We start from the raw sequence: 16,424 nt of genomic DNA on the forward strand, positions 1-16,424 counted from the left end.
TGACGCTCTCATTTCTCTATTTGGGAGCGAATTCTGATCGATCGAACGATTCCGTTCGATCGGAAAGCGCTCTGGCGCGAAATCAGGCCGAAGCCAGCGAGCGCGCCTGATCGACCCAGCCGTCGCGGGCGATGCGGCCGTTGAGCTTGAGGTCCAGATCGAGCTTCTCGACGTCGGCCGGCGCCATGGCCGCGATCTGCCAATAATGGAAGATGCCGCCATCGTTGAGCTTCTTGACCAGCTGCGGACCGACGCCATGCAGCTTGGCGAGATCGTCCGGAGCGCCGCGCGGAGCGGCGAGCAGCTCGAAGGGCTCGAGCGCGATCTCGACCTCGGCGGTCGCAGCATCGGCGGCGACTTCGTCGGCCGAGCGCAGATCCGTGTGGACGCGGCCGAGCGCCGGCTCCGCCGTCGGCGACTCCATGGCGCCGATATCGAGACCCGAAAGACCCTGGCTGCGCGAGATGCCGTCGATCGCCGCACGGGCGATGAGATCGCAATAGAGCGCAATGGCGCGGCCGGCGTCGTCATTGCCGGGGATCGGGAAGGTGATGCCGTCCGGATCGCAATTGGTGTCGAGGATCGCCACCACCGGGATCTTCAGGCGGTTGGCCTCCTTGATCGCCAGCTGCTCCTTATTGGTGTCGATCACGAAGATGAGATCGGGCGTGCCGCCCATGTCCTTGATGCCGCCCAGCGCCTTCTCGAGCTTGTCGCGCTCGCGGGTGAGCAGCAGACGCTCTTTCTTGGTGACGCCCGCGGAGCCGGCGCCGAGCTGCTCGTCGAGCTTGCGCAGGCGCTGGATGGAGCCGGAGATGGTCTTCCAATTGGTGAGCGTGCCGCCCAGCCAGCGGGAGTTGATGAAATATTGCGCGCTGCGCTTGGCGGCGTCGGCGATCTGATCCTGCGCCTGACGCTTGGTGCCGACGAAGAGCACGCGACCGCCGCGCGCCACAGTGTCGGAGACGACCTTCAGCGCCTGATGCAGCAGCGGCACCGTCTGGGCGAGGTCGATGATGTGGATGTTGTTGCGCGCGCCGAAGATATAGGGAGCCATCTTCGGGTTCCAGCGATGCGACTGGTGGCCGAAATGAGCGCCGGACTCGAGCAGGCCGCGCATCGTGAAATCAGGAATCGCCATTGTATTTTCTCCGGTTCTAGCCTCGGCGAAAGCATGGAGAAGCCGGAGAACCGGCCACCGGAACGGCGCCTTGTAGCAGGAACCGTAAGACTTTCGCCTGTGGGATGGCGCGGCTTATAGGCGAGAACGGCGGCAGGGGCAAGGTGGGCGCATCGATTGAGGGCGCATCGATTGGATGAACTGTTTCCTGCACTAAACTATAGGCGCCCCTGAACGTATCCGAGCCTGCCCGAACGACTGACGCTGCAAGCTCTGAGAAATGAGACATGCGACGTCACGTCACGTTCGAGGCGAAATGCGACGTCGCTCATCCGACCCCGGGCGCGTTATCGTCCCTCCGAGCGGAAGGCGTTGACGCCGACGCATTCCCTGCTTCCCACGTCCAATTCTGTCGACCGCGGCGCCATGATCTGCTAATCAGCGCCGCGCCGTCGCTTCCCCCTTTTCACGAGGCCGCTTTGCCGCTCTTCGTCGCTCTCTGCCTGGACAAGCCGAACCATGTCGAGCTTCGGCTCGCCACCCGCGAGGCGCATCTCGCCTTCCTCGCCGCCAATGCGGCGCAGGTGAAGCTCGGCGGGCCGTTTCTCGATTCGGCCGAGAAGCCCGTCGGCTCGCTGCTGATCGTCGAGGCGGCGGATGTCGCCGCGGCGCAGGCTCTGCTCGCCGAGGACCCTTACGCCGAGGCCGGGCTGTTCGCGAGCGTCGAGGTCAAGCCTTGGAAGCGCGTGGTGGGAGCCGAGCTCTGATGGCGCATTGGCTGTTCAAGAGCGAGCCCAAAACATGGTCCTGGGACCAGCAGGTCGCGGCCGGCGCGAAGGGCACATTCTGGAACGGCGTGCGCAACCATCTCGCCAAGAAGCAGCTGATGGCGATGCAGATCGGCGAGCATGGATTCTTCTACCATTCCAACGAGGACAAGGCCGTCGTCGGCGTGGTGGAAGTCATCAAGACCTATTATCCCGACCATACGGATGAGAGCGGCAAATTCGGCATGGTCGACATAAAGGCCGTCGCGCCATTCGCGAGGCCGGTGACGCTCGCCGAGATCAAGTCCGATCCGCGCCTTTCCGAAATGGTGCTGGTCAATAATTCTCGCCTATCGGTGCAGCCCGTCTCGGAGGAGGAATGGAAGCTCATTCTCTCGCTCGGCGGCGTGGACGCGCTCTAGACCCACGGAGCGGCGTCGGAAGGAGAGCGGGTTCGGAACAGCCTATTTCCACAGCCGCGCGGCGCAGGCTCGCGCGCTTGCTCAATTTTCGTGCGAAGCTTCGCTAGAAGCGACTCTCGCCTTTTCAGACGGGAAAAAGCGCGCTAGCAGTTTATTTCCAGGCACGCCCATAGGAGAAAAGATGGCGCGCAAGAAAATCGCCCTGATCGGCGCCGGCCATATCGGCGGGACGCTGGCCCATCTCATCGGCCTCAAGGAGCTCGGCGACGTCGTATTGTTCGACATCGCGAGCGGCGTGCCTCAGGGCAAGGCGCTCGACCTCTCCCAATCCGCGCCTGTCGAGGGATTCGACGCGCGCATCGCCGGCGCGGACGATTATTCCGCCATCGCCGGCGCGGATGTCGTCATCGTGACGGCGGGCGTGCCGCGCCAGCCCGGCATGAGCCGCGACGATCTGCTCACCATCAATCTCGGCGTCGTCTCCAAGGTCGGCGCCGGCATCAAGGCCTATGCGCCGAACGCTTTCGTCATCTGCATCACCAATCCGCTCGACGTCATGGTCTGGGCGCTGCAGAAGGCGAGCGGCCTGCCAGCCAATAAGGTCGTCGGCATGGCGGGCGTGCTCGATTCGGCGCGCTTCCGATTCTTTCTGGCCGAGGAGCTGAACGTCTCGGTGGAGGATGTGAGCGCCTTCGTGCTCGGCGGCCATGGCGACGATATGGTTCCCTCCGTGCGCTACTCGACCGTCGCCGGAATTCCCCTGCCCGATCTCGTCGCCATGGGCTGGACCACTCAGGCGAAGATCGACGCCATCGTCGACCGCACGCGCAAAGGCGGCGGCGAGATCGTCGGCCTGCTGAAGACCGGCTCCGCCTATTACGCGCCGGCCTCCGCGGCCATCGCCATGGCGGAGAGCTATCTGAAGGACAAACGCCGCGTGCTGCCCTGCGCCGCCTATCTCGACGGCCAATATGGCGTCAGCGGGGTCTATGTCGGCGTGCCAGTGGTGATCGGCGCCAATGGCGTTGAACGCATCGTCGAGATCTCGCTCGATGCGGCCGAGCAGCAGATGTTCGACAAATCCGTCGGCTCGGTGAAGACGCTGATCGCCGCCAGCAAGGCGCTCGACCCCGCCTTCGCCTGAGCGCGCTGAGCCCCGTTTCCGCCCCCGGCGAGGGGCGCGTTGTCGCGACGTAAGGTCGCAATCAGGATCGGTGAGAAATGAACATCCACGAATATCAGGCCAAAGCCATCCTGCGTGAGTTCGGCGCCCCGGTCGCCGAAGGCGCTCCGGCGCTCGCCGCCGACGAGGCGCGCCAGGCCGCGAGCGGCCTGCCCGGCCCCGTCTATGTCGTCAAGGCGCAGATCCACGCCGGCGGCCGCGGCAAGGGCAAGTTCAAGGAGGCTTCGGCCGGCGAGAAGGGCGGCGTGCGCCTCGCCCGCTCGCTCGACGAGGTCGAGACCTTCGCCAAGGAGATGCTGGGCTCGACGCTGGTCACGGTGCAGACGGGCGAGGCCGGCAAGCAGGTCAACCGCCTCTATATCGAGGACGGCGCCGATATCGACAAGGAATTCTACCTCTCGCTGCTGATCGATCGCGCCACCTCGCGCGTCTCCTTCGTCGTCTCCACCGAGGGCGGCACGGATATCGAGGCCGTCGCCCATGCGACGCCGGAGAAGATCGTGACTTTCGCCGTCGATCCGGCGACCGGCGTGCTGCCGCATCACGGCCGCCGCGTCGCCGACGCGCTCGGCCTCACCGGCCCGCTGGTGAAGGAGGCGGTCTCGCTCACCGAGCGCCTGTTCTCGGCCTTTGTCGCCAAGGATATGGAGCTGCTCGAGATCAATCCGCTGATCGTCACCAAGGACGGCCGCCTGCGCTGCCTCGACGCGAAGATCTCCTTCGACGACAACGCGCTCTATCGTCATCCCGATGTGGTCGCGCTGCGCGACAAGACCGAGGAGGACGAGAAGGAGATCGAGGCCTCCAAATATGAGCTCGCCTATATCGCGCTCGACGGCACCATCGGCTGCATGGTGAACGGCGCCGGCCTCGCGATGGCGACGATGGACATCATCAAGCTCTATGGCGAGAACCCCGCCAACTTCCTCGACGTCGGCGGCGGCGCCACCAAGGAGAAGGTGACGGCCGCCTTCAAGATCATCACCGCCGATCCCAAAGTGAAGGGCATTCTCGTCAACATCTTCGGCGGCATCATGCGCTGCGACGTCATCGCCGAGGGCGTCATCGCCGCGGTGAAGGAAGTCGGCCTCGCCGTGCCGCTGGTGGTGCGCCTCGAGGGCACCAATGTCGATCTCGGCAAGGAAATTATTTCCAGCTCGGGCCTCGATGTGATCCCTGCCGACGATCTCGACGACGCTGCGCAGAAGATCGTCGCCGCCGTGCGCGGACGAAGCTGACGCGACGCTTTCGCGACAAAAGACGGCTGCCCCCGTTGGGATATTTCGCACTTGCGGGGGCGGCTCAAAACAGCCATCTTCCCGCATGATGGTGGCGCTCGGCGGCCTCTTTCGGGGCGCGCCGGCGCCGCGCCGCTGCGGCCGATTGCGGGAAACAGCACGTGAACAGATTCTTCTCGTCCGATGCGCCTGGACGGCGCCGCGTTCGCTCTTTCTCGACCCGCGCGGCCTATGCCGCCGCGGCGTTTTGCGCGCTTTCGCTCGGGGTCGATGATTTCGCCGGCAAAATCTCCTTCGTCGGCGAGGGCTCGGCTCACGCCCGCGAATCGTCTCTCTCCATCGCGACGCCCTTCGAGGTCGGCGAGAGCGCGTCCGGAAATTACCTCGCCGCCATCGTCGCCGGGGCGGAACGCGACACGCTGGCCGCATCCACATTTTTCCGCGAGGCGCTGCGCAATGATCCGCGCAATCGCGAGCTGACCGAGCGCGCCTTCGTCGCCGCTCTCGCCAATGGCAATATGCAGGAGGCCTTCGCCCTCGCCGCCCGCGTCGCGACCTTCGACAAAAACAATGGCCTCGCCAATCTGACGCTCGGCGTCGAGGCGATAAAGGCCAAGAAATTCGCCAAGGCCCGCGCCGTCCTCGCCAAAGGCGGGCTCGACCGCAAGCATGACGTCACCTCCACGCTGCTCACCGCCTGGGCCTATGCGGGCGCCGGCGAGACCAAGCAGGCGCTGGCCACGGCCGACAAGCTCAAGGAAGACGCCTTCGCCGTCTTCCGCGACTATCACGCCGCGCTCATCGTCGATTCGGCGAAGAACAGCGACAAGGCCGAGGCGACCAAGCGCTTCAAATCCGCCTATGGCTCCGAGCGCAATACGCTGCGCCTCGTCGACGCCTATGCGCGCTTCCTCGTCGCGCATGGCAGCCGCGAGGAGGCGCGCCGCGTCTATCGCGCCTTCGACGATCTCGCCCCGCGTCATCCCATCGTCACCGCGGCGATCGCCGACATCGACACGGGCAAGCCGCTCACGCCCTTCGTTCGCGACGCAGACGCCGGCGCGGCCGAGGTGCTCTATGGCCTCGGCGCGATCGGCGGCCGCCAGGGCGACGAGCTCGCCTCGCTGATCTATCTGCGCCTCTCGCTCTTCCTCGCGCCCGACAATGCGCTGGCGACGATCACCCTCGCCGACATCTATGAGCGCATGAAGCAGGAGGAGATCGCCATCGATCTCTACGACAGCGTGCCGAAGGAAAACCCGCTGCGCGTCAACGCCGATGTGCAGGCGGCGCTGCTGCTGGAGACGCTCGGCAAGACCAAGGAGGCGACCGACCACCTCCAGGCGGTGATCGTCGAGCATCCCAAGGATCAGGAGGCGCTGACCGCGCTCGGCAACATACAGCGCTCGCGCAAGCTCTTCGCCGATTCGGTCACCACCTACACCAAGGTGCTGGACCTGCAGCCGCAGACGGACAAGAGCCAGTGGCTGCTCTATTATTATCGCGGCATCGCCAATGAGCGCCGCAAGAACTGGCCGACCGCCGAGGCCGATCTCAAAAAGGCGCTGGAGCTCTATCCGGACCAGCCGCTGGTTTTGAATTATCTCGGCTATTCTTGGGTGGATCAGGGCGTCAATCTCGACGAGGCGTTCAAAATGCTGCGCCGCGCCGTCGATCTGCGCGCGCGCGACGGCTATGTCGTCGACAGTCTCGGCTGGGCCTATTACCGCCTCGGCCGCTATGACGAGGCGGTGCGCGAGCTCGAGAAGGCGGTCGATCTCAAGCCTTCCGATCCGGTCATCAACGACCATCTCGGCGACGCCTATTGGCGCGTCAATCGCAAGCTCGAGGCGCGCTTCCAATGGAATCACGCGCGCGACATGAGCCCCGATCCGGACGATCTGCCGAAGATCCTCGAGAAGATCGACAAGGGCCTCACCGACGCCTCGCCCATCGCCAGCGATCAGAGCAAGAAGAAGAACGGCGGCTGAGGGGGCGGGAATCGCTCCCCTCGAGCCGCATATTCTCTGGAGGTTTCAGCGCCGCCCTTCTTAACGAAGGAGCGGCGCAATTCATTTTCAAAGACGGCGCGATAGCAGTTTCTATAAATGGACGCCGCGGCTCTTCAGCTCGGCCTTGAACTCCTCATCGACCTCGCGTCCGATTTTCGCGCCCCATTGCTCTCCCCGCTCCCGCATTTCGCGCTTGAACTCTTCGCGCAGGGAGAAAAATTTGATTCCTGTCGGCGAGCGCGCGAAATCATTACGCGCCGCGACGTCGCGCGGTCCGGTGGCGAAGCTCCGCAACTCGCGCAGCTCCATCGACGACAGTTTCGGGGCCAAGGCCGTGGCCATGAGGCTCATGAATTCGTCGATCCGCGCCGCCGCTTTGACTTTCAGTCGCGGCATGATCTCGGAAATCTCTTGGGCGTGCTGGGGATAATGCGCGGTGAGCCCGCGCCCCACGGCGTCGACGAGCTGCGGCAGAATCGCCGCCATTTGATCGCTCAAATGGAGCGCGTCGACGACTTGTCGCGCGACGCGGACATCCTCCAGCGACGCATCCGCGCGAACGGCGGTCGCGCCGCAGAGGAGATTGGTCAAAAGGGCCGCCACGGCCAATGATTTACGCATATGCCGCTCCGAAGAAATATTGCGCGCTCGACGCAGAGCGCTCGCTCAATGGTTCCACTCTATCGTTAGCCGCATTCTGGCAAACCGGAATGCGGCTATATTACCTTCCGCGCTCGGCAAACCGCTTCAGCCGCGGCGGGCGGGGCTCCCGCTCATTCCGCCACCCTCGGCAGCTCGCAATAAGCGAATTGCGCGGCAGCCGGCGGCGGCTGCGTCTCGACCAGCGTGTCGCCGAGCTTGCGGCGGAACCACATCGCATAGAGCGCCGGCAGGAACAGCACCGTCAGAAAGGTCGCGACGAAGAGGCCGCCCATTATGGTGAGCGCCATCGGCCCCCAGAACAGCGAGCGCGTCAGCGGAATCATGCCGAGAATGGCGGCCATCGCGGTGAGCGCCACCGGCCGCGCGCGGCGCACCGTGGCGCCGATGATGGCCTCGCGATAATTGGCGCCCTTCTCGAGATCCTGACGCACTTGATCGACCAGGATGATCGAGTTGCGCATGTCCATGCCGGAGAGCGCGATGAGGCCGAGCAGAGCGACGAAGCCGAAAGGCGCGCCCGCGAGATTGAGCGCCAGCGAGGAGCCGATGAGGCCGAGCGGCGCGCTCATCATAACGAGGCCGAGCCGCGTGAAGTCCTGCAGCTGGAACATCACGATCACCAGCATGACGAGAATCATGACCGGCGCCACGGCGGCGATGGAGGAATTGGCCTTGGCGGATTCCTCGATCGCGCCGCCGATCTCGAGCCGATAGCCCGGCGGCAGATGCTCGCGAATCTCGGCGAGGCGCGGCCAAATGCGATTGGTGACGTCCGGCGCCTGCACGCCGTCCTTCACATCGGCGCGCACGGTGACGAGCATGTTGCGATTGCGCCGCCAGATGATCGGCTCCTCATGCTCATAGACGATCTTGGCGATCTGCGAGACGGGCACGGGCGCCCCCGCGCGCGTCAATATCACAATATCGTCGAGCCGCCCGAGATCGCCGCGCTCGCCAGGCGTGGCGCGGGCGACCACATCGACGCGGTCTATGCCGTCGCGCAGGCTGGTGATCGTCACGCCGGAGACCATCATCTGCAGCCGATTCGCCACCTCTTGCGGCGTGAGGCCCATGACGCGCGCGCGGTCCTGATCGATGACGAGCCGCACCGCTGGCGTCTGCTCGTTCCATTGCAGATGCGGCTCGACGACGGCCTTGTCCTCGCGCATTAGATCGCGCACGCGATAGGCGATGGCGCGCACCTCCGCCGGATCGCGGCCGATGACGCGAAACTGCACCGGAAAGCCTACCGGCGGGCCGAAGTTGAAGCGATCGACGCGGGCGCGCGCCTGCGAGACGGCGCCATCCTCCAGCGCCTTCGACAGGCGGACCTTCAGCCGCTCGCGCGCCTCGAGATCCTTGGCGACGATGACGATCTCCGCATAGGCCTCATTGGGCAGCGCCGGGCTGAGGCCGAGCCAGAAGCGCGGCGGGCCGCGGCCGATATAGCTCGTGTAATGGACGGCGTCCTCATCGCCCTTCAGCAGCTTCTCGGCCTCGTCCACCGCCGCGGCCGTCGCGAATATGGACGAGCCCTCCGGCATGCGCAGCTGGAAGAACAGCTCCGGCCGCTCGGAAATGGGGAAGAACTGCTTCTGCACATGGCCGAAGCCGAGGACCGCCGCGACGAAAATCCCCCCCGTCGCGCAAACGACGAGCAGGCGATTGTCGACTGCCCAGGTGATGAGCCGGCGCAGGCCGAGATAGAAGGGAGTCGAATAGATCGCCTCTGGATCGTGATGCGCATGGCGCGAGAAATCCGGCAGCAGCTTCACGCCGAGATAGGGCGTGAACAGCACGGCGACGAACCAGGAGGCGACGAGCGCCACGGCCAGCACGAAGAACAGCGAGCCCGTATATTCGCCGGTGGAGGAGGCGGCAAAGCCGACCGGCATGAAGCCCGCCACCGTCACCAGAGTGCCGGTGAGCATGGGAAAGGCCGTGGACGTCCAGGCGAAGGTCGCCGCGCTGATGCGATCTTCGCCCTGCTCCATCTTCACCGTCATCATCTCGACGGCGATGATGGCGTCATCGACCAGCAGGCCGAGCGCGATGATGAGCGCGCCGAGCGAGATGCGCTGAAGATCGACGCCAAAGGCGTTCATGAACACGAAGACGACGGCGAGCACCAGCGGCGCCGACAGGGCGACGATGATTCCGGTGCGAAAGCCGAGCGAGACGAAGCTCACGAAAAGGACGATGACCAGCGCCTCGACGAAGGAGCGCGTGAACTCGCCGACTGCATGAGAGACGACGGTCGGCTGATCGGCGATCTGCGTGATCTCTATGCCGACCGGCGTCTCGGCGCGAACCTCGGCCATTGTGGCCTCGAGATTCTTGCCGAGGGTGAGGACATTGCCGCCACGCGCCATCACCGCGCCGACAACGATGGTCGGCTCGCCCTTGTAGCGCGCCAGAAAGTTCGGCGGGTCCTGATAGCCAGACACGACATCGGCGACGTCGCCCAGGCGAAACACATGGCCGCTCGCCTCCACCGGCGTCGCGGCGATGGCCTCCGCGCCCTTCAGCGCGCCGGTGACGCGCAAGGGCACGCGATTGGCCGGCGTCTCGAAGACGCCGGAGGCGTTCACCGCATTCTGCTTGGCGAGCGATTCGAACAGCGCCTGCGGCGTCACGCCGAGATTGGCGAGCTTGGCCTGGCTGAACTCGACGAAGATCTTGCGATCCTGCTCGCCATAGACATTGACCTTGACGATGTCCGTCGTCTCCAGCAGGCGCTGGCGGAACATCTCCACCACGCGGTCGAGCTGGTGATAATCGGCGCCGGAGCCATGGACGGCGTAGAGCACGGCGTCGACGTCGCCGAACTCGTCATTGACGTCGGGGCCGATCACGCCCTGCGGCAGCTCCGGCTGAATGTCGTGGAGCTTCTTGCGCAATTGATAGAAGAGGGTCGGCACTTGCGCGGGCGGCGTCGTGTCCTTGAACGTCACCTGCATGGCGAGGAAGCTCGGCTTCACATAGGTCTCGATCTTCTCGAGATAGGGAAGCTCCTGCAGCTTCTTCTCCAGGCGGTCGGCCACCTGATCGCGCATCTCGAGCGCGGTGACGCCCGGCCAGATCGCTGTGAGATTGGCGACCTTGATGGTGAAGGACGGGTCCTCGGCGCGGCCGAGGCGGAAATAGGAGAAGACCCCGGCGATGGCCACGGCCAGAATCAGCGCCAGAGTGAGCGTCTGACGCTTGACCGCCCAAAGAGAGAGATTGAAGCCCATCGCCCTGCGCCTCACAGACTCTCGGCGTCGACCGGACGCACACGCTGGCCGGGATCGAGCTTATGGGCGCCGAGCACGACCACGCGGTCGCCCTCGGCGACGCCGGCGGTAATCAGCGCCGTCTTGGCCTCGTAGCGCAGCACAGAGACGGGCGCGAGGGTGAGCTTGCCGCCCTCCTCCACCTTCCACACGCTGGGGCCGGAGCCTTGATCGAACAGAGCCGCCAGCGGCAGAGCCGCGGCGACGCCCTGATCCTTGCCGGCGAGCGTCAGCGTCGCGCTCATGCCGAGCCCGACCTTCTCATCGGCGCCGACGATCGAATAGCGCGCGGAGAAGGTGCGGGTGGCGGCGTCGGCGGAAGCGCCGAGCTCGCGCAGGCTGGCGCGATAGGTCTTGGCTGGATCGGACCAGAGAAAGAGGCTCGCCTCCCCCGCTCCGGCGACGGAGGCGAAGGCCTCCGGCAGAGCGACGACGGCCTCGAGCGCGCCGGCGCGGGCGACGCGCACCGCCGCCTGACCCGCCGCGACCACCTGCCCCGGCTCGATGAAGGTCGCCGTCGCCACGCCGTCCGAATCGGCGCGCAGCGAGGCGTAATCCAGCGCATTCTTGGCGAGCTCGACGGCCCGCAGCGCGCGCTGCTGGCGGCCGCGCGCCTCCTCGGCCTGGGCTTTCTGGCGATCGAGCGCCGCCTGCGCGGTCCAGCCATCCTTGCGCAAGGTCTGCGCGCGGCGCTCGTCGGCGGCGGCCTGCTCCAGCGCCATGCGCGCGGCGGAGAGTTCCGCCTCGGCCTGCTCCTTCTGCAGGCGCAGATCGGCCTCGTCCAGCACCGCCAGAAGATCGCCGGCCTTGACGGCCTGCCCATTCTCGACGAGGCGGCGCACCACCTTGCCGGCGACGCGGAAGGATTGGTCGGTCTCGACGCGAGGACGGATGGCGGCGACGAATTGGCGCGTCGGCGAGCGCGGCGCGTAATGAACCGGCGCGACGAGCACGACCCGCGCCGGGTCCTCGGCCTTGCGGCCGGAATTGTCACAGGCGGAAAGCAGGAGGAGAATGGATAACGCCGCCGCGGACCGCAACAATCGACTCTTCTGCATTGCGGCGTTTCTCCGCCAAAAACGCTATTCCTATCGTGTCGAATCGCACGCTTCGTGATGAAAATCAAATATTGTCAGGCGTCAGCCGCGCCGCGCGAGAAGAGCCTATCCGCTTCCGGCCCCGAGGTTTTTTCGAAAGCGCAAAAGAAACAAGATAGAAACATTGGAGCTAGAGCGACAGCATCTCGGCGAGCCGTGTCGCAATGCGCTCGAGCGGCCCTTCTACTTCTATGCTGAGCCCGATCTGGGACTGAATCGCGACAGCGACGATGAAGAAGACGATGATCGCCGGAGCGCCGATCGAGACCTGCGCCGGGGCGGCGCGCAGAAACACGCCGAATGACGCCAAGCCTATGAAAAATCCGGCGAAAGCCTCCGGCTCCGTATGCGCGCCCTGCGCCACTCTGATGATGGCGACGAGCACGGCCGCCGCCAGGCAGAGGGCGGCGGCCAAAATTCCGGCGCGCTTCTCGCGAACGCGCATGAAAATTGCGGAGAGCGGCAGGAAGAAGGCCGCCGCGAGCGCGGCGTGGCCGCTGGGGCTGTGCAGCGCCGGCGGGCCGAAGGCCATGGAGATTATCTTGGCGAAGGTCGCCATGACGCCGCAGACCGCTATGGCGCCGAGGAATGCGACGGCCGCGCGGCGATCGCCGGCCGCCCACAGCGCCGCGGCGAGGCCGCCGCTCGCCGGCAGGACGAAGCCGGCGTCGCCGAGGACGGCGACGATTCGCAGAATGGGTTCGATCGAGTGGGGAAGCACGCGTCGGCCTGTTCGCAATCAGAGTTCGGAAATAGGCGCGGGCTCGTCCGCGGCCGAGCTTCGCTTCGCGAATCGCTGCGAGGAGAATAAGCGAAAGCGAGCCCGAGCGGCAAAGCCGACGGAAGAACAGAAAATCCCGGCCCCGACGGCGCTTGCCGCCATGGGAGCCTTCATTCTATATGCCCGGCGCGCTCTATATGCAGATCGCACTTGCGCCGATGCAGGCCGATTACAATCTGAAGTGACGATGAACAGCCGATGCGCGGCGGGCTGAAAATGCGAGCCGCCGAAGGATCGGCGACATACGGGCCGCTTCGGGACCCGATTTCGAAAGAACGAAAGGAACGGCGATATGGCTAAAATCATCGGCATCGACCTCGGCACGACCAATTCCTGCGTGGCCGTCATGGAAGGGTCGAGCCCCAAGGTCATCGAGAACGCGGAAGGCGCGCGCACGACGCCGTCCATCGTCGCTTTCACAGAGGACGGAGAGCGTCTCGTCGGCCAGCCCGCCAAGCGTCAGGCGGTGACCAATCCAGAGCGCACCTTCTTCGCGATAAAGCGACTCATCGGTCGTTCCTTCGACGATCCGATGACCAAGAAGGACATCGGCCTCGTCCCCTATAATATCGTCAAGGCCCCCAATGGCGACGCCTGGGTGCAGTCGGACGGCAAGCAATATTCGCCCTCGCAGATTTCCGCCTTCATCCTGCAGAAGATGAAGGAGACGGCCGAGGCCTATCTCGGCCAGACCGTGACTCAAGCGGTCATCACCGTTCCCGCTTACTTCAACGACGCCCAGCGTCAGGCCACCAAGGACGCCGGCAAGATCGCCGGTCTCGAGGTGCTGCGCATCATCAACGAGCCGACAGCGGCCGCGCTCGCCTATGGCCTCGACAAGAAGGGCGCCGGCACGATCGCGGTCTATGACCTCGGCGGCGGCACCTTCGACGTGTCCATCCTCGAGATCGGCGACGGCGTGTTCGAGGTGAAGTCCACCAATGGCGACACCTTCCTCGGCGGCGAGGACTTCGACGGCCGTCTCGTCGAATATCTCGCCGGCGAGTTCAAGAAGGAGCAGGGCATCGATCTCACCAAGGACAAGCTCGCCCTTCAGCGCCTGAAGGAAGCCGCCGAGAAGGCGAAGATCGAGCTCTCCTCCGCGACGCAGACCGAGATCAACCTGCCCTACATCACCGCGGACTCCTCCGGTCCGAAGCATCTGACCCTGAAGCTGACGCGCGCGAAATTCGAGGCGCTGGTCGACGATCTCATCCAGCGCACCATCGAGCCCTGCCGCAAGGCGCTGAAGGACGCCGGCCTCTCCGCGGCCGAGATCGGCGAGGTGGTGCTCGTCGGCGGCATGACCCGCATGCCGAAAGTGCAGGAGGTGGTGAAGCAGTTCTTCGGCAAGGAGCCGCATAAGGGCGTCAACCCGGACGAGGTCGTCGCCATCGGCGCGGCGGTGCAGGCCGGCGTTCTGCAGGGCGATGTGAAGGACGTGCTGCTGCTCGATGTGACGCCTCTGTCGCTCGGCATCGAGACGCTGGGCGGCGTGTTCACGCGCCTCATCGACCGCAACACGACGATCCCGACCAAGAAGAGCCAGGTGTTCTCCACGGCCGAGGACAATCAGACCGCCGTCACCATTCGCGTCTTCCAGGGCGAGCGCGAGATGGCGCAGGACAATAAGCTGCTCGGCCAGTTCGATCTCGTCGGCATTCCGCCGGCGCCGCGCGGCGTGCCGCAGATCGAGGTGACCTTCGACATCGACGCCAATGGCATCGTCAATGTGACGGCGAAGGACAAGGCCACCAACAAGGAGCAGCAGATCCGCATCCAGGCCTCCGGCGGCCTGTCGGACGCCGACATCGACAAAATGGTCAAGGACGCCGAGGCGCACGCCACCGAGGACAAGGCGCGCCGTGAGCTCGTCGACACCAAGAACCATGGCGAGGCGGCCGTGCATTCGGCCGAGAAGTCGCTGGCCGAGTTCGGCGACAAGGTGTCGACCGCCGACAAGAGCGCGATCGAGGCCGCCATTGCGGCGCTGAAGACCGCGCTCGAGGGCGAGGACGCCGAGGCGATCAAGACCAAGACCAATGAGCTGACCCAGGCTTCGATGAAGCTCGGAGAGGCGATGTACAAGGCCCAGCAGTCCGAAGGCGCCGCCCCGACGGGCGAGACCCATGCGCAGGACGATGTGATCGACGCGGATTTCAAGGAAGTCGGCGGCGACGAGAAGAAGAAGTAAGCCGGTTCGTCGAAAGGGCGCTCCCTTCTCCCGCTCGCGGGAGAAGGCGGCCCTCGCGTCAGCGAGGGTCGGATGAGGGTCCCTATCGCATTCCGCCGACATTCGACGACGCTGTAGAGCGCCACTTGATCCAACTGGATCGGATGGCGCTCTCGCCTTTTTTCGTTGGAGCGAATTCTAATCGATCGACCGTTTCCGTTCGATCGGAAAGCGCTCTAAGCTCGCGGAACCCTCATCCGACCCGGCTGCGTCGGGCCACCTTCTCCCACGAGTGGGAGAAGGAGAGGCGCGTCGAGAGCGAGCGCGGCCAGCCTCGGTTCACGCCCGCCACGCTTTTCGCGCTGAGACAGTCGACGCTGACAAACAGGATCGGGCGCAATTTCGCCGAGGCGCGAAAGACCCCAGCGGGTTCGGAAACGCGACTTTGGCGCGTCCGTCAAACCGTGGTAACAAATTTTCCGAGTTCCTATATCGGCTGCGATCCTCGGCGCTTCCGCCCGCAGGACGCCTTCCCCAACTCCTATCGACCGACCCCATGTCCAAACGCGACTTCTACGAAATTCTCGGCGTCGCCAAGACCTCGACCGACGTCGAGCTCAAGATCGCCTTTCGCAAGGCCGCGATGCAATATCATCCGGACCGCAATCCCGGCGACTCGGAGGCCGAGGCGCGCTTCAAGGAGGTCAATGAGGCCTATCAATGCCTCTCCGACACGCAGAAGCGCGCCGCCTATGACCGGTTCGGCCACGCCGCCTTCGAGCAAGGCGGCGGCTTCGGCGGCGGCGACGGCTTCGCCGCCTCCATGGCCGATATTTTCGACGATCTCTTCGGCGAGGTGATGGGACGGCGCGGCGGCGGCCGCGGCTCCGCGCGCGAGCGCGGCTCGGACCTGCGCTACAATATGGAAATCACGCTGGAGGAGGCCTTCCACGGCAAGGCGGCGACGCTGAAGCTGCCGACCTCCGTCTCCTGCGAGCCCTGCGGCGGCACAGGCGCCAAAAAGGGCTCCAAGCCCAAGACCTGCCCTACCTGCGCCGGTCATGGCCGCGTTCGCGCCCAGCAGGGCTTCTTCGCCATAGAGCGCACCTGCCCCACCTGCCAGGGCCGCGGCGAGGTGATCGACAATCCCTGCACCGCCTGCTCGGGAACCGGCCGCGCCACCATAGAGCGCACGCTCTCGGTCAATGTGCCGCCCGGCGTCGAGGACGGCACGCGCATCCGCCTCGCCGGCGAGGGCGAGGCCGGGCTGCGCGGCGGCCCCTCCGGCGACCTCTATATTTTCCTGTCGGTGAAGCCGCATACGTTCTTCCAGCGCGACGGCGCCGATCTCTATTGCCGCGTGCCGATCTCCATGGTGCGCGCGGCGCTCGGCGGCAAGATCACAGTGCATACGATCGACGGCGGCGAGACCGAGATCAAAATTCCCGAAGGCGCGCAAACCGGCAAGCAGATCAAGGTGAAAGCCAAGGGCATGCCACTGCTGCGCGGTCGCGAATCGGGCGATCTCTATGTGCAGATCAGCGTCGAGACGCCGCAAAGTCTCACCAAGCGCCAACGCGAGCTGCTCACCGAATTCGAGGAGGAATCGTCCCACCAGACGCATCCGGAGGCGACCGGATTCTTCGCGAAGATGAAAGACCTGTTCGGCAAATGAGGCGGACGCCATTGACCG

12 protein-coding genes are annotated in these 16,424 nt (G+C 65.2%); 7 read left to right on the top strand and 5 right to left on the bottom strand.

Features of this window, described 5'->3' with window-relative positions; genetic code table 11:
- Positions 1-82: 82 nt before the first annotated feature.
- The gene (locus A1351_RS19690) at positions 83-1,141 is read right to left on the bottom strand and encodes a 30S ribosomal protein S2 (protein ID WP_026597939.1); all 1,059 of its coding nucleotides are present in this window, start codon (positions 1,139-1,141) and stop codon (positions 83-85) included.
- 458 nt (positions 1,142-1,599) lie between these two features.
- Here A1351_RS19690 and A1351_RS19695 point away from each other — a divergent pair, with 458 nt between their 5' ends.
- From A1351_RS19695 to A1351_RS19715, 5 genes are all read left to right on the top strand, one after another.
- Positions 1,600-1,887: a YciI family protein gene (locus tag A1351_RS19695; RefSeq protein WP_024878973.1), complete on the top strand. Its 288-nt coding sequence runs from the start codon at positions 1,600-1,602 to the stop codon at positions 1,885-1,887.
- Positions 1,887-2,309 carry an EVE domain-containing protein gene (locus A1351_RS19700; RefSeq protein ID WP_024878972.1) on the top strand — a complete coding sequence of 141 codons (423 nt, stop codon included), beginning with the start codon at positions 1,887-1,889 and terminating at the stop codon, positions 2,307-2,309. Before A1351_RS19695 ends, A1351_RS19700 begins: the two co-directional genes overlap by 1 nt.
- A 181-nt stretch (positions 2,310-2,490) precedes the next feature.
- On the top strand, positions 2,491-3,453 hold the full coding sequence (gene mdh, locus A1351_RS19705) for a malate dehydrogenase (protein WP_064033732.1): 963 nt from the start codon (positions 2,491-2,493) through the stop codon (positions 3,451-3,453).
- A 77-nt stretch (positions 3,454-3,530) separates the two neighbouring features.
- Positions 3,531-4,730 carry an ADP-forming succinate--CoA ligase subunit beta gene (gene sucC / locus A1351_RS19710; protein WP_024878970.1) on the top strand — a complete coding sequence of 400 codons (1,200 nt, stop codon included), beginning with the start codon at positions 3,531-3,533 and terminating at the stop codon, positions 4,728-4,730.
- 161 nt (positions 4,731-4,891) lie between these two features.
- A complete protein-coding gene (locus tag A1351_RS19715) occupies positions 4,892-6,721 on the top strand; it encodes a tetratricopeptide repeat protein (RefSeq protein ID WP_024878969.1) in 1,830 nt (609 codons plus the stop codon).
- A 111-nt stretch (positions 6,722-6,832) separates the two neighbouring features.
- On the opposite strand, the gene A1351_RS19720 is transcribed toward A1351_RS19715, so the two are convergent.
- From A1351_RS19720 to A1351_RS19735, 4 genes are all read right to left on the bottom strand, one after another.
- Positions 6,833-7,363, bottom strand: coding sequence for a DUF2059 domain-containing protein (locus A1351_RS19720; RefSeq protein ID WP_157096394.1), 531 nt, complete (start codon positions 7,361-7,363; stop codon positions 6,833-6,835).
- Between the two features lie 152 nt (positions 7,364-7,515).
- Positions 7,516-10,641, bottom strand: coding sequence for an efflux RND transporter permease subunit (locus tag A1351_RS19725; RefSeq protein WP_026597936.1), 3,126 nt, complete (start codon positions 10,639-10,641; stop codon positions 7,516-7,518).
- A gap of 11 nt (positions 10,642-10,652) precedes the next feature.
- Entirely contained in the window at positions 10,653-11,738 is a 1,086-nt protein-coding gene (locus A1351_RS19730; protein ID WP_024878966.1) for an efflux RND transporter periplasmic adaptor subunit, read from the bottom strand.
- Between the two features lie 169 nt (positions 11,739-11,907).
- The gene (locus tag A1351_RS19735; RefSeq protein WP_024878965.1) at positions 11,908-12,498 is read right to left on the bottom strand and encodes a phosphatase PAP2 family protein; all 591 of its coding nucleotides are present in this window, start codon (positions 12,496-12,498) and stop codon (positions 11,908-11,910) included.
- A 352-nt stretch (positions 12,499-12,850) separates the two neighbouring features.
- Between A1351_RS19735 and dnaK the strand changes: the two genes are divergently transcribed.
- Together dnaK and dnaJ are read left to right on the top strand one after the other, a co-directional pair.
- On the top strand, positions 12,851-14,752 hold the full coding sequence (gene dnaK / locus A1351_RS19740) for a molecular chaperone DnaK (protein WP_064033734.1): 1,902 nt from the start codon (positions 12,851-12,853) through the stop codon (positions 14,750-14,752).
- Positions 14,753-15,287: 535 nt separating this feature from the next.
- A complete protein-coding gene (dnaJ, locus tag A1351_RS19745) occupies positions 15,288-16,406 on the top strand; it encodes a molecular chaperone DnaJ (protein ID WP_024878963.1) in 1,119 nt (372 codons plus the stop codon).
- The last annotated feature ends 18 nt before the right edge of the window (positions 16,407-16,424 follow it).

The organism is Methylosinus sp. R-45379, assembly GCF_001644125.1.
Taxonomy (GTDB): domain Bacteria; phylum Pseudomonadota; class Alphaproteobacteria; order Rhizobiales; family Beijerinckiaceae; genus Methylosinus.